The following is a 24,594-nucleotide window of genomic DNA, read 5'->3' on the forward strand; positions in this document are numbered from 1 at the left end:
ATTGAATCAGGCATGAGTGCGCCCGTCGTTATCATCGGAACCGGTCTTGCCGGCTATAACCTCGCCCGCGAATTTCGCAAGCTCGACCAAGCGACCCCGCTGGTTTTGATCACGCGTGACGGTGGCGGCTTTTATTCCAAGCCGATGCTGTCCAACGCTTTAGCCGGCAACAAGACTGCTGAAATGTTGGTGATGAAGTCGGTCGAGAAGATGACCGAAGAGCTGAAGGCAGTCATCCATGTTCGTTGTGAAGTGATCTCGATCGATCGTTCGAAGCATGAGGTAACGCTAAGCGACGGTGCGGTCATCGCCTATTCCAGGCTGGTGTTGGCCCAAGGGGCGGACCCCATCCGGCTGCCGTTGGCAGGCGATGCGGCGAACGAGGTGATTTCGGTTAACGATCTGGATGACTACGCCAGCTTTGCCGCCCGGCTCGACGGTGTAAAACGGGTGGTCATTCTTGGCGCTGGGCTGATTGGCTGCGAGTTTGCCAACGATTTGCTTTCGCGTGGCGTGACGCCGGTCTTGGTCGATCCTGCTGCCTGGCCGTTGTCACGCTTGCTGCCGCAGGTTGCCGGCGTATATCTGGCGCAAAGATTGACTGCCGCGGGTGTCGATTTTCGTTTCGAGGTCTCGGCAGGTTCGGTGGATCGGTGCGAGGGTGGTTTTCGGGTGGCGCTGAGCGACGGCACCAAGGTTGAGGCTGATCTGGTGCTGTCCGCGGTTGGTTTGCGTCCACGCGTTGCCTTGGCAAAGGCTGCTGATTTGCGGGTTGATCGTGGCGTAGTGGTCAATCGCCTGTTGCAGACCTCCGACGAGGCCATTTTCGCGATCGGTGATACGGCGGAAGTGAACGGGCTGAATCTGCCGTTCGTGCTGCCGATCATGCAGCAGGTGCGAACCTTGGCAGCCACGCTGGCTGGCACGCCGACGCCGGTGAAATATCCTGCAATGCCGGTGGTGGTAAAGACACCGGCTTGCCCGACTGTTGTTGCGCCTGCCTTGACCGGTATGGCTGGCGAGTGGCAGGTGAATACCGACGAGACCGGTGTAGAGGCGAAGTTTATTGCTGCAGATGGCTCGTTGCTGGGTTTTGCCTTGTTGGGTGAGGCAAGCAAACAGCGGCAAACGTTAGCGCCGCAGTTGCCAGTCTGGTTGGCCTGATCGCTGTTCTGCATCAACGAAAAACGGGCCCCAGATGTGGCCCGTTTTTCGTTGATGCAATGGCAGAGCTTAATTGCTGTTCTTCAATACCGGCTCAATACCGAGTGCACGTAACTTGGCTGCGGCAGCATCCGCCTCTGCCTTGTTCTTGAACGGCCCGATTTGCACACGGGTTTCCAGGTAGGCGGGAATGCCGGCAGCTTGCAGTTTTTGCAGTAGCTTCTCCGCATTGTCTGAATGCAGGAAGACGCCGGCTTGCACTGTATATCCATTGGGGCCACGGGTGGCTTCGAAATGGCTGGGGCCGGTCAGTAAAGTTTGTGGTTCCAGCAGGCTTTCGTTTGGTGTCGGTGTACGGCGGACCAGGTTGCCGGGCAGCGCGTTGTTCGCTGTGCGCGGGGCCGCAGTGATTGTGGCTTTGGCCGGGGCTTGGGCCTCTTCGACCTCGGGCAGGACGGTGGTTTTGCCTAGCTTGGTGATCGGACGGATGAGCGGTGTTTGCGCGGCGGTTGGCGCTACCGTGGGTGCATTGGTGGCCGGAACTTGCGTCACAGGGAGAGTCGAAGGTGTTACCGCAGCAGCGCTGGCAGGTTGTGATGCTATAGCCGGGGCCGATGCCGGCTCACTTGCCGCAATGACTTCCGGTTCGCTCGCTTGCGGCGCGATACGTGGCGTGGCGACGGGTGTTTCCAGTTTAGGTTTTTCGTCGGGCCGATCAAGCAGATAGATACCGCCCAAGACCACGGCGATCAGGCCGGCAGCAATCCCCAGACGCCAGAGTACTTGTTCGCGCAGGCGGCGTTGTTCGGCCTGTTGCAAAATCGGGTCGAAACCATCGCTCATGGCGTGCAGTACTTTAATCTGGTTGTAAGGCAGGAGTGGTGTGGATTTGTTATCATGTCCGGCTATTTAGATCGAGCGCGGGGCGCTAGAGCACCGGAATGTACAAATAGCGCAAATGAGGCTATCCCAAAGTACTCGGGCTGTAAACCCAGGCTGTCACGCGAATTCCGGCCTATTCATTTTTCCAACCCTATTTTCCTAACTCAACCTGTCTGGAGTAAACATGGCTATTGAACGCACCCTGTCGATCGTGAAACCGGATGCCGTTGCCAAGAACGTGATTGGCAAGATCTACGACCGTTTTGAAACCGCCGGCCTGAAGATCGTTGCCGCCAAGCTCAAGCAGCTGTCGCGCGCTGAAGCCGAAGGCTTCTATGCTGTGCATAAGGAACGTCCTTTCTTCAACGATCTGGTGTCCTTCATGGTCTCCGGCCCGGTGTTCATCCAGGTGCTCGAAGGCGAAGGCGCCGTATTGAAGAACCGTGAACTGATGGGCGCGACCGATCCAAAGAAAGCTGAAAAGGGTACGATTCGCGCCGATTTCGCCGATTCGATCGATGCAAATGCCGTGCACGGTTCGGATAGCGCCGAAAACGCTGCAATTGAAATTGCATACTTCTTCGCTTCCAGCGAAGTGTACGCAGGTCGCTAAGACCAGGTAGGAAACGAGATGTCGGTCAATCTGCTCAATTACGATGCCGCAGGGCTCGCTGAACTGATGGTTCAGTACGGTGAAAAACCGTTCCGCGCCAAGCAACTGCTGAAATGGATTCATCAGCGGGGCGAGGCGGATTTTGCGCAGATGACCGATATCGCGAAAACCTTTCGCGAGAAGCTGGCCGCCGGGGCTGAAGTCAAGGCACCAGCCATGCTCGCTGAACAGATTGCCAGTGATGGCACCGCCAAGTGGCTGCTTGATGTCGGTGTCGGCAACGGTATCGAAACTGTGTTCATCCCAGAAGATGATCGCGGCACGTTGTGTGTATCGAGCCAGGTCGGTTGTGCGCTCGACTGCGGTTTTTGCTCGACAGCTAAACAAGGCTTCAACCGCAACCTCTCTGTGGGCGAAATCATTGGCCAACTATGGTGGGCGGAAAATCGCCTGACCGCTGCGCAAGCCCGAGTTGGTGCTCCCGTTAACGAAGATAACCGGATTGTCACCAATGTTGTGATGATGGGCATGGGCGAGCCGCTGGCGAATTTCGAGAACGTCGTTGCCGCGTTACGCTTGATGTTGGACGACAATGCTTACGGCTTGAGCCGTCGGCGCGTCACCTTGTCCACCTCCGGGATCGTGCCCGCAATGGATCGTTTGCGTGATGCTTGTCCGGTTGCGCTGGCTGTGTCCTTGCATGCACCAAATGACGCGATCCGCGATGAAATCGTGCCGATCAACAAGAAATATCCCCTTAAAGAATTGCTTGCTGCATGCAATCGCTACCTCGAAAAAGCACCGCGCGATTTCATCACTTTCGAGTATGTGATGCTCGATGGCGTCAATGACCAACCTGAGCATGCCCGTCAGCTGGCGGAGCTGGTTCGGCATGTGCCATGCAAATTCAACCTGATTCCCTGGAACCCGTTTCCCGGTGCGGGCTATAACCGATCGGGCAGGGATGCTATCCTCGCGTTCCGGGATATTTTGATCGACGCTGGTTATGTAGCAACGGTGCGAAAAACCCGTGGCGATGATATCGACGCTGCATGTGGCCAACTGGCCGGGCAGGTCAAGGACAAGACCCGGCGCGCCGAGCGGCATGCCGTGGAAACAAAACCAATAATCTTCCGACCCTGACGCGAGGCAATATGACGCCCAAATCCATCGCTTTCCTTCTGACTTTGGTGCTGATTGTAAGTGGTGCGGTTCGGGCTGAAGAGCTGTCAGGCCCCGCGCAACGTGCCAGTATCCGCACACAACTGGCTGCCGAATATTTCAAGCGCGGCCAATACAGTACCGCGCTCGACGAAATTCAAAAGGCACTCGCGGCCGATCCCAAGTACGCGTCGGCATATAGCGTGGCTGGGTTGATTTATTCCGAGCTCAAGGAGGCTGCGCCCGCCAGAAAGAATTTCCTGGAGGCGCTGCGGCTGACCCCGGATGACCCTGATATCAACCACAATTACGGCTGGTTCTTGTGCCAACAAGGGCAATACAAGGAAGGGGTCGCTTACTATATGAAAGCGGTGCAGAACCCGCTTTATGAAACGCCGGACAGATCCTTGGTCAATGCTGGTCAGTGCACGGCCAAATCGGGCGATCTGGATGGCGGACGAGACTATCTACTGCGCGCATTGCGCCTCCGTCCTTCTAGTCTTACTGCGCGGATCGAATTGGTTGAACTTGACCTCAAGCGCAAGGATTTTGTTGAAGCCAAACGTTATTTGATCGAGTCGCAAAAATTGACCCAGCCGAGTGCGCAAATGGCTTGGCTCGCAGTGCGCGTTGAACATGCGCTCGGCAATCAGGACAATGAAGCCCGCTATGCGGATTTGCTGCGCAAGCAATATCCGGATTCGCTTGAAACTGCCCGTCTTTTGACCAATCAGTACGACGCTCCCGCCGAATGAATCATCCAGAACAAGAAGCAACTGCTGGCCGCGCAGACATTCCCAGTGTTGGCGCGCGCCTGAAGGCACGACGTGAACAGCTTGGTTTGACGCTTGAGCAGGCAGCCCAACAGCTCAAGCTGACCCGTACCCAAGTGAATGCCATTGAACGGGACGAGTTTGGTAGTTTGCCAGGCAATACATTTGCACGCGGATTCGTCCGTAACTATGCCCGCTTATTGCAGATAGACCCCGAGCCGATCCTTGCCGATTTGGTTGCAACGCTGCCGGCCGAGCGAGTGCAGACTGCGTTGCCCAAAGTGCAGGAAGAAGCTGCATTTTCGATGGGCAGCGTTGGCGGTGGTACCACCGGTCGGCGCATCCAACTTATTCTTGGAGCGCTGATCGGGCTGATCATTAGTGGCGGTGGTGCGTTTTGGTATTTGCAGCAGCCGGCATCGCCGAGTCTGGACGTACCTGAGGTTGCCTCATCGGCTGTTGCTGCTTCATCGGTGGTGGCTGATATCGCCAGCGAGGCCGTTGCAATCAGCGATGAAGAAGTAAAGGCCAGTTCGCCAGCTTCGTCAGTGGTTGTAATGGCCGCTGCATCGGCTGTTGCGAGCAGCGTTTCAGCAAAGGTGGCCGCGTCGGTTCCTGCGACAATTAGCGCTAGCGTTGCCAAGGCTGCATCCGTTGCGAGCGGCGTCAAATCCGCTCCGATAGCAAGCGCGGTAAAATCTGCGGCTGCCTCGTCAGTAGTCGGTAACGGCGAAGTCCGCATCGTTGCTGAAGCGGATAGCTGGGTGCAGGTTTTTGACGGCAACGGTAACAAATTGATCTCCGAGATCGTCAAGCAAGGTGAGAGTCGTTCGGTTGGCGGTAAGCCGCCGTATCGCTTGAAGATCGGTAATGCACCGAAGACCCGTCTTTACTTGCGTGGTCAGGCCATTGATCTGACCGGATATACCAAGACCGACGTGGCTACCCTCGAATTGAAATAAAAGAAGTTTTCTCATGAGTGACGTTCTGATTCCCCGCCGGCAAACCCGCCAAGTACAAGTAGGTAACGTCTGGGTTGGCAGTGACCACCCGGTCATGGTCCAGTCGATGACCAATACCGATACCGTGGATGCGGAAGGCACCGCGCGGCAAATTTTCGAGCTGTGGCGTGCTGGCTCCGAAGCGGTTCGCATCACGGTGAATAGCCCCGAGGCTGCGGCCCAGGTCGCCACCATCAAGACCAAGCTCGAAAATTGGGGTTGCAAGGTGCCAATCGTTGGCGACTTCCACTTCAATGGCGACCGACTGCTGCGGGACTACCCTGACTGCGCCGAAGCATTGGCGAAGTACCGGATCAACCCTGGCAACGTGGGCAAAGGCAGTAAGCGCGACGAGAAGTTCGCCTTCATGATCGAGAAGGCCATCGAGTACGACAAGCCGGTGCGTATTGGCGTCAACTGGGGGTCGCTGGATCAGGCAATGGCGACCAAGCTCATGGACGAAAACGCCAAGTTGGCCAAGCCGCTGCCTGTTGAAGCCATCATGCGCGAAGCGCTGATCCGCTCGGCACTCGAATCGGCTGATCAGGCGATTGGTTGGGGCTTGTCGGCCGACAAGATCATCCTCTCGTGCAAGGTTTCGCACGTGCAGGATTTGATCGCTGTCTATCGCGATCTTGGCGCACGTTGTGATTACCCCTTGCACCTTGGTTTGACTGAGGCGGGCATGGGTTCCAAGGGGATCGTTGCATCGAGCGCGGCGCTGGCGGTGCTATTGCAAGAAGGCATTGGCGACACGATTCGTATCTCCCTTACCCCGGAGCCGGGCGGCGACCGTACCAAGGAAATCATCGTTGCACAGGAGTTGTTGCAGACCATGGGTTTGCGCAGCTTTACACCACTGGTGACGGCCTGCCCTGGTTGCGGCCGGACGACTTCCACTGTTTTCCAGGAATTGGCTCGCGACATTCAAGACTTCCTGCGCGTGCAGATGCCGGTGTGGCGTGATGCCTATCCGGGCGTGGAAGAAATGAAGGTCGCCGTCATGGGATGTGTCGTGAACGGCCCGGGTGAATCCAAGCTGGCCGATATCGGTATTTCACTGCCCGGCACCGGTGAGGTTCCGGTTTGTCCGGTTTATGTCGACGGCGAGAAAACGGTGACGCTCAAGGGCGAGCAAGTGGCCGTCGAGTTCCAGGCGATCGTCGAAGACTACGTCAAGACACGCTACGGCGCGGGCGGTGCCAAACGTGCCGAAGCAGTTAACAAGACGATCCCGTTGAAGGTCATTTGATTTTTCGTGAGATGTGAAGTGTGCTGCAAGAGCATCACGCTTCATGTTTCATGTCTTCCATTCCACAGGTTGTAGAACATGAGTAAAACCATCTCGGGCATCCGCGGCATGAATGATGTATTGCCGGCGGATTCCCCTCGCTGGCTGCATTTCGAAGCCGTCGTACGCGATTGGCTGGCCGCCTATGGCTATCAGCAGCTTCGCACCCCGATCGTTGAGGCAACCGCACTCTTTGTGCGCGGTGTGGGCGAGCATACCGATATCGTCGAGAAGGAAATGTACGCCTTCGAGGACAGCCTCAATGGTGAGCAGCTGGTGCTGCGTCCCGAAGGGACCGCTGGCTGCGTCCGAGCTTGTATCGAGCACGGGCTGCTCTACAACCAGACGCAGCGCTTGTGGTACACCGGGCCAATGTTCCGGCACGAGCGTCCGCAAAAAGGACGTTATCGTCAGTTCCATCAAGTTGGTGTCGAAGCATTCGGCTTTGCCGGTCCAGAGGTCGACGCTGAACTGATCGTCATGCTGGCAGATCTGTGGCAACGTTTGGGGCTGACTGGCCTATCGCTGGAGCTCAACTCACTGGGCGATGCAGCAGAGCGTGCGGCGCATCGGGCTGAATTGATCGCTTATCTGGAACAGCACGTGGACATCCTTGACGAGGATGGCAAGCGCAGGCTTCATACCAATCCTTTGCGTGTGCTCGATACCAAGAACCCGGCGATGCAGGCGATGGCTGAGCATGCGCCGAAACTGTCCGACTTCCTTGGCGCTGAATCGCATACCCATTTCGAGCGCGTCAAGGCGCTGCTCGACGACGCCAGCATTGCATACAAACTGAATAATCGACTCGTTCGCGGTCTTGATTATTACAATCGAACCGTTTTTGAGTGGACGACGACTGAGCTTGGCGCGCAAGCAACTGTGGCCGCCGGTGGCCGTTACGATGGTCTCGTTGAGCAACTCGGTGGCAAGCCGTGCCCCGGGGTTGGTTTTGGAATTGGCATTGAGCGTTTGTTGTTGCTGACGGAAGCGCAGTCCGTCTCGATTCCCGCCAATGCACCCGATGTTTATCTGATCAATGACGGGGAAGCGGCCGGTCGCGCCGCGTTCAAGACCGCGAACGCATTGCGCGCCGCCGGCTTGAAGGTGGTACTGCACGCAGGCGGTGGCAGTTTCAAGTCCCAGTTCAAGAAGGCGGATGCTTCTGGCGCCCGTTTTGCCGTTGTGATCGGAGAGTCCGAAGCCGAGGTTGGCACCGCCAATCTCAAGCGTCTTACCGGTGACGGCGCCGGAGAACAAATCACTTTGCCGCAAGCTGAGCTGGCGGCACGAATCACCGCTACGGCATAATCCGGGGCGGCTTTACTTTATTGAGCGGCATTGCGTCGCAAGGATAACGAAAAATGGCTTTTGATCTGCAAGAACAAGAACAAATCGCCGAGCTGAAGGCATGGTGGCAAGACTGGGGCAGATACCTGGCGGTAGCAGTTGTCGCGGGCCTCGTAGGCTATGCAGGTTGGCAGGGCTGGAGCTCGTACCAAGAGAAGCAGGCGCATGCGGCTGCCGAAATTTACGTCAAGGTTGAAGTGCTTGGGGCCACCGATGCAGCCAAGCTTCGTCCGGATGTTGAAAAGCTGCAAAACGAATATGCCGGTACCGGTTACGCTGCCCGTGCCACGTTATTGCTAGCCAAGGCATTTGCCGATGCCGGCGACTTCAAGTCTGCCACCACCCAGTTGCAATGGGTTGCGGGCCATGCGGATGAAGCTGGGCTGCGCGATGCAGCTCGTCTGCGGATTGCTGCCGTTGCACTTGATCAGAAGCAATACGATGCCGCACTGGCTGCATTGCAAGGGCGCGAAGAAGAGGCATCCATGCCGCTCTTCTCGGAAATGCGCGGTGACATCATGATCGAAAAGGGTGATGTTGCCGGTGCGCGTGACGCGTACAAGCAAACGCTCGCCAAACTGGAAAAAGGCGCGCCGAATTATCAGTTCGTCGAGGTCAAACTCGCAGCATTGGGGAACTCCTGATATGACGATGGTGGTATTGGCTGGCAATAAGTCGGCTCGTATTCTTGGCCTCGCCGCCCTTGCGGCAGCGCTGTTGGCCGGTTGTGGTGCTGTGAGCAATGCGCCCACGCCATCGCCGTTGCCGGCAGTGCAAAACAAGGTGGGTGCGACGGTTGCCTGGCGCACGAATATCGGCGCCCAGACTGATTTCCGTTTCCTGCCCGCGCAATTGGGCAGCGATAAGCTGGTTGTTGCTGGTGCTGCGAATACGCTTGCACTGCTTAACGTCGATACCGGCGCGAAGCTGTGGCAAGTCCAGCTTGAAAAGCCAGTGGCTGGCGGTGTCGGCGCCAATGGTGACCTGATCGCAGTTGGCACGCTCAAGGGTGAGTTGTTTGCCTTCGGTGACGATGGCAAGTCGCGCTGGAAGGTGCAGTTGTCCAGCGAAATCATTGCACCACCGACTATTGCGCAAAATATCGTCATGGTTCGCACCGGGGATGGCCGCATTAGCGGTTTGTCTGCCAAGGACGGCAGCCGGGTCTGGCAATTCCAGCGCCAATTGCCGGCGTTGACGCTGCGTAACTTCGCACCGATGGCGGTGGTTGAAGGCTCTGCGTTGGCTGGTTTGGCTGGTGGTCGTCTCGTTGCGCTCGGTATCGTTGATGGTCGCGTATTGTGGGATAGCCCGGTGGCCTTGCCGCGTGGCGCGACTGAGCTTGAGCGGGTCGCCGACGTGGTGTCCGCGCCGGTGGTGACCGGCAATCAGGTTTGTGCCGCCGCCTATCAAGGCCGCGTGAGCTGCTTTAGCGTGCTGAATGGCACACTGGCTTGGTCGCGTGAAGCATCCAGCTTTTCCGGCGTAGCGGTGGATAGCGATCACCTCTATCTCGTCGATGCTGAAGGTGCAGTACAAGCATTCGAGCGGATCAGCGGGCGCAGCCTGTGGCGGCAAGACAAGCTCGTCGCACGCAGCGTCGGCTCACCGGCGATCGTGAACGGAAAAGTCGCCGTTGCCGATTACGAAGGTTATGTTCACTTCCTTAATCCGGAAGACGGTAGTCTGGTTGGTCAATTGGCCACCGATGGCAGCCGTATCGCAGCCGCACCGCAAGCGATCAACGACAAGTTGATCGTGCAAACGCAGTCGGGCAATGTATTTGCCCTCAAAGTGAATAAGTAATGAAACCCACAATTGCATTGGTCGGTCGTCCCAACGTCGGCAAATCGACGTTGTTCAACCGGTTGACCAAGACGCGCGATGCGCTGGTTGCCGACCAGCCCGGTTTGACGCGCGATCGCCACTACGGCCACGGACGTGTTGGCGAAAAACCTTACTTTGTCGTCGATACTGGTGGTTTCGAGCCGGTCGTTGATGAAGGCATCATGTTTGAAATGGCCCGTCAGACGCTGCAAGCGGTTGACGAGGCCGACGCCATCGTCTTTATCGTCGATGGCCGTGTTGGCATCACGCCGCAAGACAAGATCATTGCCCAGCGCTTGCGCCAGATTGATCGCCCGGTTTGGGTGGCGGTGAATAAGGTCGAGGGCATGCAGCGCGCGGTGGTTACGGCAGACTTTTTCGAGCTGGGCTTGGGCGATCCCGTTGCCATCTCGGCCAGTCACGGCGAGGGTGTTCGCGATCTCATCAACGAAGTGCTCGAACGCTTTGAAGTGCCCGTTGAAGAAGAGGCGGCAGATCATCCCAAATTCGCCATCGTTGGCAGACCGAACGTCGGCAAGTCGACGCTGGTCAATGCAGTACTCGGTGAAGAACGCGTGATCGCGTTTGACCAGCCGGGCACGACGCGCGATTCGGTTTACATCGACTTCGAGCGTGGCGAAAAGCCCTATACGATCATCGACACCGCTGGTGTACGTAAGCGCGGCAAGGTAACCGAGATGATCGAGAAGTTCTCGGTGATCAAGACCATGCAGGCGATTGAAGACGCGAATGTGGCGGTGCTCGTGCTGGATGCCATGCAGGAAGTGTCAGATCAGGACGCGCGTGTTGCGAGCTTCGTGCTCGAGTCGGGCCGCGCACTGGTTGTTGCAGTCAACAAGTGGGAAGCGGCAACGCAAGAGCAGCGTGATCGCATCAAACGCGAGATTGATCGGAAGCTGGCATTTCTGGATTTTGCCAAGTTCCATTACATCTCGGCGCTGGCGGGGCAGGGCGTGGGTGACTTGTTCAAGTCGATTGATCAGGCGTATCACGCTGCCATGATCAAGATTCCAACGCCTAAACTGACTAAGGCATTGCAGTTGGCGATTGAGCGTCAACAGCCGCCGTTGGCTGGCAAAGTTCGCCCGAAGATGCGTTATGCCCACCAAGGGGGCATGAATCCGCCGGTCGTCATCATTCACGGCAATGCGCTCAATCTTGTGCCCGCGTCATATTGGCGTTATCTGGAACATAGCTTCATGAAGCTATTCAAATTGCAGGGCACACCGCTGCGGGTGCAATTCAAGATGAGCGAAAATCCGTACGATGACAAGACAGCGCCGCGCAAACCAGGTATCCATCCTGGTCGCCGGAAAAACGCAGATCGGTAAGTCTTAGCTGAGTAACTTGGTAATCCTGCCTATTGGCAGGGTTCGGGTTTTATACTATAAGCGTAAGCGTGCTGCTGTATTACCTATAACAACGCATCGGAGAACAAAAATGAGTGCCAAGGGGCAAATGCTGCAGGATCCGTTTCTGAACGTACTGCGCAAGGAACACGTTCCGGTTTATATCTACCTCGTCAACGGGATCAAGTTGCAAGGCCAGATCGAGTCGTTCGATCAGTACGTTGTGTTGTTGCGCAACAACGTGACGCAGATGGTCTACAAGCACGCGATTTCAACGGTTGTGCCGTCTCGGCCAGTTTCGATTCCGCATGAACACTCGCAACAGGCCGCCGCCGCGCCGGAAGCCGAGGCCTGATTCAAGGTTTCCGCAAAAAACCCCGGCAAGCGCAGGCCTGCCGGGGTTTTCCATTCTGATTTACCCCTCTATTTTACCAAGCACCTTGGATATCCATGTTTGAACGCCACAAAGGTGGTGATGCCGCTGTATTGGTCTGCCTCGATTTCAACGAGCCGGACTACCGCGATGGTGTCGATGAATTCGTCCAATTGGTCGAAAGCGCTGGCGTGCAGCCGCTACATATTGTCGAAGGCAAACGCGCCCGGCCTGATCCGCGATTTTTCGCCGGCTCCGGCAAAGTCGAAGAAATTGCCGAGGTGGTGAGGGCGCAGGGGGCGGAAATGGTGATTTTCAATCACCAATTGTCGCCGGCGCAGGAGCGCAATCTTGAAGCCGCGATCCAATGCCGCGTGCTTGATCGCACGACCTTAATTCTGGATATCTTCGCCCAACGTGCCCGCACTGCAGAGGGCAAGTTGCAGGTCGAGTTGGCGCAGCTTGCGCACATCCAGACTCGACTGATTCGAGGCTGGACTCACCTTGAACGCCAGAAGGGCGGTATCGGTTTGCGCGGCCCGGGTGAAACCCAGCTTGAAACCGACCGCCGCTTGATCGGTTTGCGCGTTAAGCGCTTGCGCGCCCAGCTTGCCACTGCGCAGAAGCAACGTTCTACCCAACGCAAGGCACGTGTCCGCCGGGGTGAGTTCAGCATTTCAATCGTTGGCTATACCAATGCCGGCAAATCAACGCTTTTCAATTCGCTGACCAAGGCTAAGATTTACGCGGCGGATCAATTGTTTGCGACGCTGGATACAACATCGCGCAAGTTGTTTCTGGATGCGGATCATTCCGTGGTGATTTCGGATACGGTCGGTTTTATCCGCAATCTGCCACATACTTTGGTTGCGGCATTCCGGGCTACGCTGGAAGAAACCATCGAAGCGGATTTGCTATTGCACGTTGTTGATATCAATCATCCGATGCGTGAGATGCAGGTCGAGGCTGTCAATCATGTTTTGCGTGAAATTGGCGCAGAACGCATTGATCAATTGATGGTCTGGAACAAGATTGATCTGAAGGGCGCTGAGCCAGCGGTCGAGCGGGATGAGTATGGTAAAATCCGTGCCGTGCGTGTCAGTGCTGTGCAAGGTGGCGGGCTTGATATACTGCGCGCCGCTCTCGTCGAAACAATGAGCCAATCCCGCGAGGAAAACGAGACTCCATGAGCCAAAACGATCCACAGTGGGGCGGTCGCCGCAATGGCCCGCCTGATCTGGGCGAAATTTTCCGCAATCTGAGCAACAAGCTGTCCCGCCTGTTCGGCAGCAATGGTCGCGCCCCGCAACCTGGTGGTGGTTCGCTGGGGTCGACGGGCGCTGTTGTCATCGTCGCCGTGTTGTTGGTCTTGTGGGGGGGCTCCAGCTTTTACGTTGTCGATGAGCGCGAAAATGCGGTCATCACCCGTTTTGGCCGCTACATCGGCACGGTCGAGAATTCCGGTCTGCATTGGCATCTACCTTGGCCGATCGAGCGGCGTGAACTGGTTAACGTCACCGAAATCCGCAGTCTTGAAGTAGGTACACGCGCCGAGGGCAATGCCTCGCGTGACGAAGCCATCATGCTGACGGAAGACCAGAACATCATCGAAGTCCAGCTTGAGATTCAGTACACACTCAAGTCCGCCAAGGACTTTGTCTTCAATAACCGCAAGGACAACCGCGAAGGCGGCGATCTCGTCAAACAGGCCGCTGAGACGTCGATTCGCGAAGTCGTTGGCCGGAATAGCGTCGATTTCGTGCTGAACGAAGGGCGCGGCAAGATCGGTGAAGACACCAAGGAAAGCATGCAGGCCTTGCTCGACAAATACCGGACGGGTATTCAGATCGCACGGGTCAACATCTCGGATGTGCAGCCGCCCAACGAAGTGCAGAACTCGTTTGCCGACGCGGTCAAGGCGCGCCAGGACCGGCAGCGTTTGATCAACGAAGGTACGGCCTATGCCAACGATGTGGTTCCCAAAGCCAGCGGTACGGCCTCCGCACTGAAGTTGCAGGCGCAAGGCTACCAGCAGCAAGTCGTCGCTACGGCTGAAGGTGATGCCTCGCGCTTCAAACAGATTGCCGCCGAATATGCCAAGGCCCCCCAAGTGATGCGTGACCGGATGTATCTCGACACGATGCAAGAGATTTTCCAGAAGACCACCAAGGTGCTGGTGGATCAGAAAGCCGGCAACAATCTGCTGTACCTGCCGCTTGATAAGCTGATGCAGCTCAATGCCCCGCCTCAAACACCACCGCCAGCGGCAGCTAACGACGTGCAGGCGCAGCCTGCGCCAATCCCATCAACCAGCTCGCGTGGCGAGCGCGACGGCCGCTAAGGAGGAATGACCATGAACCGTATTCTTCCTACATTGGCAGTGGTGCTGGTGGTTCTGTTTGTGTTGAGCATGTCGTTCTTCACGGTTGACCAGCGCCAATACGCCGTTGTGTTCCAGTTCTCTGAAGCCCGACGTGTAATCAAAGAGCCGGGTTTCCAGTTCAAAGTGCCGCTGCTGCAAGATGTCCGTTTCTTCGACAAACGTATCCAGACCATCGATGAAAATGTGCCGGCTCGGGTGCAGACCATCGAAAAGATGAACGTCAAGGTCGACAGCTATATCAAGTACCAGATTGTCGATGTTGAGCGCTATTACAAGGCGGTCGGCCTGGATGAGCGCAAGGCTGTGGATCGGCTGCGCAATACCGTCAACAACATGCTGCGCGACGAGTTCGGTAAACGCACGGTGCAAGACGTGATTTCCGGCAAGCGTGACGAAGTGATGGATTACGTGCGCAAAGTGGCCGATTCCGACGCCGCGCGGATTGGTGTGCAAGTGGTCGACGTACGTGTGAAGCGCGTCGAGCTGGAAGACAGCACGCTGGTGTCGGTATACGAGCGGATGCAGTCCGAGCGTAAAGCGGTAGCGAGCAAGCTGCGCGCTGAAGGTTCGGCCGAGGAAGACCGGATCAAGGCCGATGCCGAGCGGCAAAGGGCTGTGATTCTTGCTGATGCCTATAACATCGCCCAGCAGCAGAAGGGTGAGGGCGACGCGAAGGCCGCTGCGATTTATGCTGAGGCTTATGGCCGGAATCCGGAGTTCTACGCGTTCTACAAGAGCCTGGATGCCTACAAGCAGAGCTTCAACAAGAAGAGCGACGTGTTGGTGGTTGATCCGAGCGCTGACTTCTTCAAGTACATGAAGAACCCGAAGGGCAACAGCAAGTGAACGGCAGCATTGGCTTAGCGCTGGCTCTGGTTCTGGTATTTGAAGGCATCTTGCCCTTTGCCTCGCCGGGTGCATGGAAACGCACCATGGGCCGGCTGGCCGAGTGGGAGCCGCGACAAATCCGTATTTTCGGCTTTCTGGTAATGATGGCCGGTTTGCTGATCGCGCTCGCGCTCCATTAATCCGTTAAAATGATGTCTTCAGCCCGCTGGCTTCGGTCGGCGGGCTTTGGTTTGAATAGAAAACGAAAATGCGAAACTGGATACTGCCGGAAAACATTGCTGACGTGCTGCCGCGTGAAGCGCGTCAGATCGAAACCATGCGCCGAACCTTGATGGATGTGTTTGCGCGTTATGGCTATGAGTTGGTGATGCCGCCGTTGATCGAATATGTCGAATCGCTGTTCCTGCTCGACGATCCGGCGCTCAATCTGAAAACATTCAAACTGGTGGACGAATTGTCCGGCCGCCAGATGGGCTTGCGGGCTGATATCACGCCGCAGGTTGCGCGTATCGATGCGCATATCCTCAATCGGCAAGGCGTCGCGCGCCTGTGCTATGCCGGTTCGGTCGTGCATAGCCGTCCCGACGGGATTCTCTCCAGTCGCGAACCACGGCAGATCGGCGCGGAAATCTACGGGTGTGCCGACATCGCTGCCGACGTCGAAGTCATCGAGCTGGTGATGGAAAGCCTGCAACTGGCGGGCTTGGGCAATGTCTCGCTGGATATCGGCCATATCGGCTTGTTCCATACGCTGGCCGATGCTGCCGGATTGAAGGGTGATGCGCGCGATCAAGTGTTCGATGCGCTGCAGCAGAAAGATTTGCCGACCTTGCGTGAAGCAACCGACGGTCTGGATAACACGGTCGTTGCCGGTTTGCTGGCGCTGCCGACCCTCTATGGTGGTGCTGGTGTGCTGGAGCGCGCACGCGTGGCGTTGCCGGCAATCGACGGTGTCGCCAACGCGCTGGATTCACTGGAATCCTTGGCGAATGCCTTGAAAGCACGCGGTATCAGCTTCCGGTTCGATCTGGCTGAAGTGAAGAGCAGCGACTATCACACCGGCCTGGTGTTTGCCGCTTACACGCCGGGTTTTGCCAACGCGATTGCGCGTGGTGGCCGTTACGACAGCGTGGGCGAGAAATTCGGCCGGTCGCGTCCGGCTACTGGTTTTAGTCTGGACTTGCGCGCGCTGACCCATCTGCCGTTCCCGGATGTACAGCCCGCCATCCTTGCCCCGGCAGGTGATGATGCGGCGTTGATCGTGGCCATCCGCGCCTTGCGCGCCAAGGGCGAGACTGTGGTAGTTGATTTGGGCGTCGTGGCTGGCGAGTCCGGTTGTGACCGGGCACTGCAACTGGAAGCCGGCCAATGGCGGGTTGTGCCGCTGGCTTGATGCCATAACCTATTTGCCGCCCGGCATGCTGTTTTGACGTGCTTGGGCCAAGCGCGTAGTCTGCCGCCCCGGCAGCACGCAACCAGTGTTGATTTGGTTTTTCGATTGAGGTTTACATGAGCAGAAACGTGGTCGTGATCGGCACCCAATGGGGTGACGAAGGCAAGGGCAAGATCGTTGATTGGCTGACTGATCATGCACAGGGTGTGGTGCGCTTCCAGGGCGGTCACAACGCCGGTCATACGCTCGTGGTCGGCGGCAAGAAGACGGTGTTGCGCCTGATCCCGTCTGGCATCTTGCACGCAGGCAAAGCCTGCTTCATCGGCAACGGCGTGGTCATCTCGCCGGAAGCGCTGCTGAAGGAAATCGGTGAGTTGACCGAGGCTGGCATCGATGTGCAAAGCCGTTTAAAAATTTCCGAAGCCTGCCCGCTGATCTTGCCGTATCACATCGCCATCGACCAGGCGCGTGAAGCCGCCAAGGGCGACAAGAAGATCGGTACCACCGGTCGTGGCATCGGTCCGGCTTATGAAGACAAGATTGCGCGTCGCTCGATCCGTCTGCAGGACGTGTATCACCCGGAGCGTTTCGCCGCCAAGCTGCTGGAAAATCTCGACTGGTACAACTTCGCGCTGAAGAATTATTTCAAGGCCGAAACCGTCGATTTCCAGAAGGTTTATGACGAAACGCTGGCCCACGCCGAGCGCATCAAGCCAATGATTGCCGACGTATCACGCACCTTGTACGACATGAACAAGGCCGGCCAGCCGCTGCTGTTCGAGGGCGCGCAAGGCACGCTGCTCGACGTCGATCACGGTACTTATCCGTTTGTGACTTCCAGCAACTGTGTGGCCGGCGCAGCCGCCCCAGGCGCTGGTGTTGCACCGCAGATGCTGCAATACGTGCTCGGCATCGTGAAGGCCTATACCACCCGCGTTGGTTCCGGCCCATTCCCGACTGAGTTGTTCGACGAAGTTGGCGCTGGTTTGGCCAAGCGCGGCAACGAATTCGGTTCGGTGACTGGTCGTCCGCGTCGATGCGGTTGGTTCGACGCGGCTGCGCTCAAGCGCTCCATCCAGATCAACGGTGTCTCCGGTCTTTGCGTGACCAAGCTCGACGTGATGGATGGCATCGAAACGATCAATCTGTGCACCGGCTACAAGCTGGATGGCAAGCTGGTCGACATCCTGCCGATCGGTGCGGAGGAGATCGCCCTTTGCGAACCGGTTTACGAAGAAATGCCGGGCTGGACTGAATCGACTTTCGGCGTGAAGCGCTGGGAAGACCTGCCGGCAAACGCCCGTGCTTACCTCAAGCGCGTCGAGGAAATCTGCGAAGCACCGGTCGACATCATCTCGACTGGCCCGGATCGCGAAGAGACCATCGTACTGCGTCATCCGTACGGCGTTTGATTCCATTCGAATCAAGTCTCTGAACAACAAAAAACCCGCTTTCGTAGCGGGTTTTTTGTTGTCTGCGCCATTTGAAAACAGGCTTTGAAAACAGGCTGTTCAACGGTGGCTTGGCCGCGCTTCGATCATCGCCGTATCCGGGCTGAACGAATAATCCGCTTCAAGCTGCAGATAATCCTTCACCTCAGCCGATGTACCCGCCAGCAAGGACTGAATGGCAGCCACTCGCTCAGGCGGTGTACGCATCCGGCTGATCCAGGAGGCGAACTCGAGCCGCAGCTTCCACGTATCTACATTGCCGACTTCAAACCCTGCCGATACGAGCATTTGCCGCCACGCCGGCAGCGCATAGTTGCGGACATGCGAGGTATCGCGCAGCAGTTCGATGGTCTGCAAATGGGTATCGAACAGTGGGTCGGGCGAACCGACGATATCCATCACGACCAACACGCCATCCGGTTTCAGTACCCGGCGTATTTCCTTGAGTGCCGCTGGCACGTCCATCCAGTGATGCGCGCTGTAACGCGTGCAAACCAGATCAAACGTTGCATCGGGAAATGGCATTTGCTCGGCGGCGCCCTGCTGGATGTCGATATTCCGCAATCCTCGTTCGGCAGCACTGCTTGCCACCACATCCAGCATTGGCGCAGACAAATCGTAGGCTGTGACATGGGCGACATGCGGCGCGACGACGAAGCTCACGTGACCAGCGCCGCAGCCCAGATCAAGCGCCCGTGCAGTCGGGAAGTGAGCAGCAATAGCGGCCAAGCGCTGCAAGTCTTCGCCTTGCGCATGAACCACGCTGGTCAGGTAAGCCGCAGCAACCGGGTTGAATTGGGCAGTGACGTGTTGATCGTGATCGGACATGGTTAATCTCCGTTTTCGGGTTGGAGGCCCTACCGTAAAGCGCCTTTTATCCTGTTACAAGACTAGAAAATATACTGGTATATAAACCAATTGGTTCTTGGATAGGCGTGAAGCAGATCACTGATTGAAATCGGTATTGTTGCTAAAGGCAACCAATTGGGCGTAAATTCGTGCCATTCGCCTCTGTACGTTAAAACGCTCCCCATGCCAGCCAGCTTCAATACCGCCATCTTGCGCGACCTCATGCGCAGCTTCATCAACGAGCAACGCCAAAATCTCGCCAGGAACGGCTTCAATGCGCTGAGCCGCATGCTGGTCGTGGTGTTGCATCGCGGGTCGCTATCCCAAGCGGAGTTAGGCCAGATCCTTGCGCTCGAAAAGAGCTGGGTCAGCCGCGCTGTCGACAAACTCGTCACCCAAGGTTGGGTCGAGCGCCAACCCAACCCGGCCGACCGGCGCGGCGTGCTGCTGCAATTGACCGAGGCGGGTCGCGCTGAAGCCCTGGCGGTGGAGGCGGTACTGGAAAGCCACGCCGAATCAGTACTCGCCCGCGTACCTGTTACCAAGTTGCCTGCGGTGCTCGATGCGCTGGCCGTGTTGCGCCAAGCCTTTGATCTTCCTGCCGCCTGAAGCGACGCCTGAATCTATCGCTGGATACATCTCCCCATGCAAGCATCTCAAGCCCCACGCTCCCGCTTCGAATCCCTCGCTGCCATGACCGGTATCTGCCACGTGCTGATGCTGATCGCGCTGGATCAGACCGTGGTCGGCACCGCCTTGCCGCGTGTCGTCGCCGAACTGCAAGGCTTCAGCCTCTACCAATGGGTGGCATCGGCCTATCTGATGACCAACGCCGTCATGATTCCAATCATTGGCCGGCTCGGCGATTTGTATGGCCGCAAGCCTTTCGTGCTGGCCGCCGTCGTGATGTTCACCCTGGCATCGATGCTGTGCGGCATGTCGCAAAGCATGTGGCAGCTGGTGCTGGCCCGTGGCCTGCAAGGCATCGGCGGTGGCATGCTCACCGGCGCGGCATTCGCCAGCGTGAGCGACCTGTTTCCTGATCCGATGCAACGGGTGCGCTGGCAGGCGATGATGTCCGCCACCTTCGGCATTGCCACTGCGATGGGGCCGGCGCTGGGCGGTTGGCTCACCGAGCATCTGGGCTGGCGCAGCGTCTTTTATGTGAACCTGCCGGTCGGTTTGCTGGCCTTGCCCGTGGTGTGGAAGTTTCTGCCACGTGTGGTTCACCACGATCAGGCAGATCGCACCATCGACTGGCTGGGCGCTGTGCTGCTTGCCGTCTCCATCTGCACCTTGTTGATCACGACCGAGCAGGGCCAGCACTTGGGGTTCGCCAGCCCCTTGTTCTGGCTGCTGATGGCCGGGTCATTGGCGTTGATCGCGGCCTTTGTGCACCACCAGCTGCGCTCCAAAGCGCCGATCATTCCGCCGCGGCTGTTTGCCAATCAAGCGGTGCGGCAGCTGTGCACGTTGGGTCTGCTCACGGGTCTGGTGATGTTCGTGCTGGTGTTCTATGCGCCCTTGTTGCTGCAGGGCGGGTTTGGTTTTTCGCCCAAGGAATCGGGCTTGTTGATCACGCCGCTGCTGGTGAGTATCACCATCGGCAGCCTGATCAACGGGCGGCTGGTGCCACGCCTGCCACGACCGGAGCGGTTGATTTCCTGGGGGCTGATCGGGTTGATGGCTGGCGCGGCGTTGCTGAGCCAGCTCTCGCTCAGTACGCCGCCATTGCTGATGTCGATCGCGTTCGGGCTGTGTGGATTCAGCCTTGGGTTTCAGCTGCCGAATCTCACCATGCAAATCATGACTGCGGTAGGGCGTGCCGATATGGGGGTGGCATCGGCGCTGATCCAGACCACGCGAATGCTAGGCAGCATGATTGGCGCGAGTCTGGCCGGCGTGATCGTCAACGTGCGCTTCATGAATCATGCCGACGCCGCCTTGCAACAAGCCGGTGTCGATAACGTGGCGATCTCCCACTTGTTCGATACACCGCAATTGTTGGTGCGAGCGCAGGATCAGCAGGTGCTGCACCAGTTGACGCAGCCGCTTGGCATCGATTCATCCCATCTGCTTGAACTCGCCCGGCAAGGTTTGGTGAGCGGCATTCACTTTGCTTTTGCAGCTTGCTTGATCGTGATTGCGGTGAGTTATGTGGTTGCGCGGAGGCTGCCGCCTTATGTGCCGAAGGGGAGTGCTGGAAGCCTGGTGGCGGAGTAGGGGGAGACACCCCGGCCGGCATAGCCGTCCGGGCTACATGTGGCGACCGGCTTAAGCCATCAAACTCTTCCCCCAACCCGGCCCCCCATGCGGCCGGCGCACCGCCAGCTGAATCGGACGATCAAGCGCACGACTCCATTGGTCATAAACGCGATCAGCAAGCCGATGCAGTTTGGTAATGCGCTCATCGATCCGATGGAAAATCTGCCCCTCGCTCTGCACGGAAGGGCCGGCGTATTGATCCAGCTCAGCGCCGTCCTGCAAGCACCAGTCGCGAATACTTTGGGCGGTGACTTCCAGATGGGATTGCAGGCCGAGGTGTTTGCCATAAGCAAAGGCTTTGTTCATGCAGTAGGTGCCGAACAGCACCCGCTTTGCACCACGCGGGATTTCAAAGGTATCGAAGTGCCAATGGAACAATTCAAGCTCGCGCTGCGGGCCGAACCATTGCGCGGCTTCGTCGAATTTCGTGACCAGCACTTTGCCCCAGCCGATATGCGGGACTGTATTGCGGCGGACGCGGGAGCCAAGTGTTTTCGCCAGCAATTGCCCGCCAAAGCAGTGGCCCAGAATGGGTCGATCAAACCACAAGGCATCACGGAGCAGTGCTTCTTCACGCTGCATCCAGCCGTAGTGGTCGTTCACGCTGGCAGGTGAGCCGAGGATGACCACGCCGCTGTAATCGCGTACTGAAACCGGTGGCATTTCACCAGCATCGATGGCGAATTGCCGCCAGGGAATATCGTGGTTGTTAAAAAAATCGAGTAGATAGCCCGGCCCTTGGGCGGCATGGTGACGGCAAATCGCAACGGGTTTCATACGTGGCCTTTTGCAGAATGAACACGCTGCCAATTTAAGGAGCGCGGTCTTAAAACGATGCAAAAAGGCCGTGGATTTGCATAAAAATTGTATGCGAATCGGGTTTGGGCATGGTCAAGTCGCCAAGTCGCTTCACCATGCCGGATCGAGTCAACGCTGCGGTATCAGCCGCGGTTGCGTGGTTTGAAGAACGTGTAGTTCTTGTAGGGTTCGGTGGCTTGGTAAATCGCGCCTGATCCTGCCGGAATATCCAGCCACACACTGGCCGCCTCGACCTTGGTATCCGGGGCCACATGCAGCGCATCGCGCAACGGCACGCCGTCATACCAATGCGAGTAGGGCAGCAGCAGCTTGGCCTTCAGCGGCTTGTCGGACAGATTCACCACTACCAGCGCCGCTTCGCCCGGTACATCGGTATGGCGCAGGAAGATCAGCGCGTTACCGGCGATCCGGTCGCCCAGCACGATCACGTCGCCATATTGCAGCGCCGGATTGGCTTGGCGGATGGCGATCAGCTGTTTTACCCAGGCGCGTTGCTGCTGATTCCACTCCGCTTCGTTCCAGCGCATCGGGCGGCGGCAGTCCGGGTCGGCCCCGCCTTCCATGCCGATTTCCTCGCCGTAGTAGACCAGTGGTACACCCGGCATGGTCATCTGCATCAGCAAGGCGAGGCGGGCTTTTTCGATGCTGCCTACCGTGGTGATCAAGCGTGGCGTGTCATGGCTGGACAGCATGTTCCACGAGCAAAGCAGTCCTTTGAGGCCGTAGCCGGTACGAGCATCGCTGAGCGCCCGGTTCATCTGTACGGCATCGATTTCACCGGCCAGCCACGCCAATGTCGCGGTGCGATACCAGTAATTCATCATGCCGTGAAAGCCGCCGCCTACTTCGTCCCCGCCTATCTCATCCCGATTTGCAAACCAGCTGGCAGAGAACCCGTTCAGCTCGCCCAGCAGGCTGGCATCGGGGAAGCGTGCCGCCACGATTTCCGCCATCTCCTGCGCGACCGGAATACCGACGTCTTGCGCCACATCGAAGCGCCAGTTGTCGATGCCTTGCGCCAGCCAGTGCTGCACCAGACTGTGCGGGTTGCGGTAGAGCACATCGCGCACAGCGGGGTTGGACAGGTTCAGCTCCGGCATCAAGCCGTAGTCTTGCCAGCACAGATAACTGCCATCCTCGCGGAAGGTAAACCAGTCGCGCTTGTCCGCGTCGCCGGCCTTGGCGGCCAGAAACCACGGGTGATGATCGGATACGTGATTGAGCACCGCATCCAGCGTCAAGCTCATGCTGCGCTCGTGCAGCGCATCGGTCAGCCGCCGTAGCGCGGCTTCGCCGCCAAACATCGGGTCGATGCTGAAGAAGTCGGTGGCGTCGTATTTGTGGTTGCTGGGTGCGCTGAAAACCGGCGTGAGATAAACGCCGGTCACGCCAAGGTCAGTCAGGTAATCGAGCTTGCCGGCGATGCCATCCAGATCGCCGCCATAAAACTGCTTGCCCCACGGTTGATTGAGCGTTGTTTCATCCCAACCGCGCTTGACTGCCTCCGGGATGTCATACGCCGGAGCGGCCAGTTTCTCGGCGCTGGAAAGACCGCCACCAATGGCGAAGCGCTCGGGGAAGATCTGGTAAATGACCTGGCTGGCGGTTTTTCGGGTGAAGGCATCAAGAGCAGTTTTTGTCATGGAATGATTACTCAAAACGGTTTGAATGCGGAAAAACGCAATTATGCTGCTTTTTTCGATAGCTCTTGGTGAAAAATCGCAGCGCGTCCTGAAACCATTGTTGTTGCTAGAAATTCATCCTGCACGCAAACGGATCGCCGTCGGTCATCGTTTTGGCGGAGGGCAAATCATTTGAACAGTTTGATCAGCGCCGCCCGGGCATCGCTCACCAGCTGACCTTCGCCGGGCTGGGCCGGCAACAGGCTGAATTCGGCGATGGGTAGGGCCGGCAAGCCCATTTCCGCCGGGCATTCGGCCAGGCCAGGGCCGATAGCTGATTCGTTCAGGCAGGAAATACCCAAGCCCGCGCCCAAAGCCAGCTGCAAGCCAGCCACGCCGGATGCCGTGTGTGCGATCAGATAGGTCAGCTTGTTGCGCTCCAACAAGCTCAAAATCAGCCCTTGTAGCGCGCAGTTGGGCAAGACCACCAGCGGCAGGGGCTGCTGCGGTGGCGATATTTCCGCGTAATCGGGATGCGACACCCACACCATGCGCTCGCGGCGGACGACGGTCGATTGTGGCCACGGCATCCCGCCTGCAAGATGCCGCCCGTCTTCGCCGACCATCCGCATCGATAGGCCGATATCGAATTCGCCCTCATCCGCCGAGCGTTCGATGGCGGCACTTTTCTGCACGGTTACATGCAAGCGCAAGCGCGGATGCTGCTCCGCAAAGCGTTTGAGAATCCGCGCAATATCGGTCGGGCGGAAGTAATCGGTGATGGCGATGCGCAGCTCGCCATCCAGCGCACGCCCTTGCAAATCCTCCAGCGCCGCCTCGCTCAGCGCCAGAATCCGCCGTGCATAACCCAGCAGTTTTTCTCCGGCCGGGGTCGGTTGCGTGCCTTTCTTGCTCCGCAGCAGCAGCGGTTGGCCGGCTCGCTCTTCCAGCTTCTTGATTTGTTCGCTCACGGTCGATTGCGACAGGAAAATTTTACTGGCGGCGGCCGAGACGCTGCCCGCCTCGGCGACGGCGACAAACGTCCGCAGTTGGGTCAGATCGAAATCGCGCATGGTGCTGGCCTGCAGATGGATGATAGGTGAATCGGAAAGGGCGATGGATGTGATCTTATTTTCCTGCTTTTCCGATGTAAAGGCC

24 protein-coding genes are annotated in these 24,594 nt (G+C 57.7%); 19 read left to right on the forward strand and 5 right to left on the reverse strand.

The genetic code is table 11. The features are described 5' to 3' along the window. Positions 1-12 precede the first annotated feature (12 nt). On the forward strand, positions 13-1,164 hold the full coding sequence (locus tag BR41_RS01620; protein ID WP_035051946.1) for an NAD(P)/FAD-dependent oxidoreductase: 1,152 nt from the start codon (positions 13-15) through the stop codon (positions 1,162-1,164). A 69-nt stretch (positions 1,165-1,233) separates the two neighbouring features. On the opposite strand, the gene BR41_RS01625 is transcribed toward BR41_RS01620, so the two are convergent. Continuing rightward, the gene (locus BR41_RS01625; RefSeq protein WP_035051948.1) at positions 1,234-2,007 is read right to left on the reverse strand and encodes an SPOR domain-containing protein; all 774 of its coding nucleotides are present in this window, start codon (positions 2,005-2,007) and stop codon (positions 1,234-1,236) included. 223 nt (positions 2,008-2,230) lie between these two features. Here BR41_RS01625 and ndk point away from each other — a divergent pair, with 223 nt between their 5' ends. The 16 genes from ndk (at position 2,231) to BR41_RS01705 (ending at position 17,842) form a co-directional block, all read left to right on the forward strand. Next, positions 2,231-2,659 (forward strand): nucleoside-diphosphate kinase, encoded by a 429-nt coding sequence (gene ndk / locus BR41_RS01630; protein ID WP_035051950.1) that lies wholly within the window; start codon positions 2,231-2,233, stop codon positions 2,657-2,659. 18 nt (positions 2,660-2,677) lie between these two features. Next, a complete protein-coding gene (gene rlmN, locus BR41_RS01635; protein WP_035051952.1) occupies positions 2,678-3,802 on the forward strand; it encodes a dual-specificity RNA methyltransferase RlmN in 1,125 nt (374 codons plus the stop codon). A gap of 11 nt (positions 3,803-3,813) precedes the next feature. Beyond that, positions 3,814-4,575: a type IV pilus biogenesis/stability protein PilW gene (gene pilW, locus BR41_RS01640; RefSeq protein ID WP_035051954.1), complete on the forward strand. Its 762-nt coding sequence runs from the start codon at positions 3,814-3,816 to the stop codon at positions 4,573-4,575. Then, positions 4,572-5,555, forward strand: a complete 984-nt coding sequence (locus tag BR41_RS01645) for a RodZ domain-containing protein (RefSeq protein WP_035051956.1) — start codon at positions 4,572-4,574, stop codon at positions 5,553-5,555. Before pilW ends, BR41_RS01645 begins: the two co-directional genes overlap by 4 nt. A 13-nt stretch (positions 5,556-5,568) precedes the next feature. Continuing rightward, positions 5,569-6,846 carry a flavodoxin-dependent (E)-4-hydroxy-3-methylbut-2-enyl-diphosphate synthase gene (gene ispG, locus BR41_RS01650; RefSeq protein ID WP_035051959.1) on the forward strand — a complete coding sequence of 426 codons (1,278 nt, stop codon included), beginning with the start codon at positions 5,569-5,571 and terminating at the stop codon, positions 6,844-6,846. A 78-nt stretch (positions 6,847-6,924) separates the two neighbouring features. Beyond that, positions 6,925-8,196 (forward strand): histidine--tRNA ligase, encoded by a 1,272-nt coding sequence (gene hisS / locus BR41_RS01655; RefSeq protein ID WP_035051961.1) that lies wholly within the window; start codon positions 6,925-6,927, stop codon positions 8,194-8,196. 53 nt (positions 8,197-8,249) lie between these two features. Continuing rightward, positions 8,250-8,879 (forward strand): YfgM family protein, encoded by a 630-nt coding sequence (locus BR41_RS01660; RefSeq protein WP_035051963.1) that lies wholly within the window; start codon positions 8,250-8,252, stop codon positions 8,877-8,879. Between the two features lies 1 nt (position 8,880). Then, positions 8,881-10,041: an outer membrane protein assembly factor BamB gene (gene bamB, locus BR41_RS01665; RefSeq protein ID WP_051709769.1), complete on the forward strand. Its 1,161-nt coding sequence runs from the start codon at positions 8,881-8,883 to the stop codon at positions 10,039-10,041. Continuing rightward, a complete protein-coding gene (der, locus tag BR41_RS01670; RefSeq protein ID WP_051709771.1) occupies positions 10,041-11,414 on the forward strand; it encodes a ribosome biogenesis GTPase Der in 1,374 nt (457 codons plus the stop codon). Before bamB ends, der begins: the two co-directional genes overlap by 1 nt. Positions 11,415-11,523: 109 nt before the next feature. Further along, positions 11,524-11,787, forward strand: coding sequence for an RNA chaperone Hfq (gene hfq / locus BR41_RS01675; RefSeq protein WP_035051965.1), 264 nt, complete (start codon positions 11,524-11,526; stop codon positions 11,785-11,787). 95 nt (positions 11,788-11,882) lie between these two features. Beyond that, positions 11,883-12,995 (forward strand): GTPase HflX, encoded by a 1,113-nt coding sequence (gene hflX / locus BR41_RS01680; protein ID WP_035051967.1) that lies wholly within the window; start codon positions 11,883-11,885, stop codon positions 12,993-12,995. Continuing rightward, the gene (gene hflK, locus BR41_RS01685; RefSeq protein ID WP_035051969.1) at positions 12,992-14,146 is read left to right on the forward strand and encodes an FtsH protease activity modulator HflK; all 1,155 of its coding nucleotides are present in this window, start codon (positions 12,992-12,994) and stop codon (positions 14,144-14,146) included. Before hflX ends, hflK begins: the two co-directional genes overlap by 4 nt. 12 nt (positions 14,147-14,158) lie before the next feature. Beyond that, on the forward strand, positions 14,159-15,034 hold the full coding sequence (gene hflC, locus BR41_RS01690; protein ID WP_035052481.1) for a protease modulator HflC: 876 nt from the start codon (positions 14,159-14,161) through the stop codon (positions 15,032-15,034). Beyond that, positions 15,031-15,216 carry a DUF2065 domain-containing protein gene (locus BR41_RS01695; RefSeq protein ID WP_035051971.1) on the forward strand — a complete coding sequence of 62 codons (186 nt, stop codon included), beginning with the start codon at positions 15,031-15,033 and terminating at the stop codon, positions 15,214-15,216. Before hflC ends, BR41_RS01695 begins: the two co-directional genes overlap by 4 nt. Before the next feature lie 68 nt (positions 15,217-15,284). Beyond that, entirely contained in the window at positions 15,285-16,430 is a 1,146-nt protein-coding gene (locus BR41_RS01700; RefSeq protein ID WP_035051972.1) for an ATP phosphoribosyltransferase regulatory subunit, read from the forward strand. Positions 16,431-16,546: 116 nt separating this feature from the next. Beyond that, a complete protein-coding gene (locus tag BR41_RS01705; protein ID WP_035051974.1) occupies positions 16,547-17,842 on the forward strand; it encodes an adenylosuccinate synthase in 1,296 nt (431 codons plus the stop codon). Positions 17,843-17,941: 99 nt separating this feature from the next. Here BR41_RS01705 and BR41_RS01710 read toward each other — a convergent pair whose 3' ends face one another. Next, complete coding sequence (locus BR41_RS01710; protein ID WP_035051976.1) at positions 17,942-18,709, reverse strand: class I SAM-dependent methyltransferase; 768 nt, start codon at positions 18,707-18,709, stop codon at positions 17,942-17,944. Between the two features lie 204 nt (positions 18,710-18,913). On the opposite strand from BR41_RS01710, the gene BR41_RS01715 reads away from it, so the two are divergent. Together BR41_RS01715 and BR41_RS01720 are read left to right on the forward strand one after the other, a co-directional pair. Then, entirely contained in the window at positions 18,914-19,339 is a 426-nt protein-coding gene (locus BR41_RS01715) for a MarR family winged helix-turn-helix transcriptional regulator (protein ID WP_051709775.1), read from the forward strand. Positions 19,340-19,375: 36 nt separating this feature from the next. After that, positions 19,376-20,953 carry an MDR family MFS transporter gene (locus tag BR41_RS01720; RefSeq protein WP_035051978.1) on the forward strand — a complete coding sequence of 526 codons (1,578 nt, stop codon included), beginning with the start codon at positions 19,376-19,378 and terminating at the stop codon, positions 20,951-20,953. 51 nt (positions 20,954-21,004) lie between these two features. Here the strand turns inward: BR41_RS01720 and BR41_RS01725 are convergent, their stop codons facing one another. From BR41_RS01725 to BR41_RS01735, 3 genes are all read right to left on the reverse strand, one after another. Then, positions 21,005-21,772, reverse strand: a complete 768-nt coding sequence (locus BR41_RS01725) for a type 1 glutamine amidotransferase (RefSeq protein WP_035051980.1) — start codon at positions 21,770-21,772, stop codon at positions 21,005-21,007. 164 nt (positions 21,773-21,936) lie between these two features. Further along, positions 21,937-23,457: a glycoside hydrolase family 13 protein gene (locus tag BR41_RS01730; protein WP_035051982.1), complete on the reverse strand. Its 1,521-nt coding sequence runs from the start codon at positions 23,455-23,457 to the stop codon at positions 21,937-21,939. Between the two features lie 167 nt (positions 23,458-23,624). Continuing rightward, positions 23,625-24,509: a LysR family transcriptional regulator gene (locus BR41_RS01735; RefSeq protein ID WP_035051984.1), complete on the reverse strand. Its 885-nt coding sequence runs from the start codon at positions 24,507-24,509 to the stop codon at positions 23,625-23,627. Between the last annotated feature and the right edge of the window lie 85 nt (positions 24,510-24,594).

The organism is Andreprevotia chitinilytica DSM 18519, assembly GCF_000711875.1.
Lineage (GTDB): Bacteria > Pseudomonadota > Gammaproteobacteria > Burkholderiales > Chitinibacteraceae > Andreprevotia > Andreprevotia chitinilytica.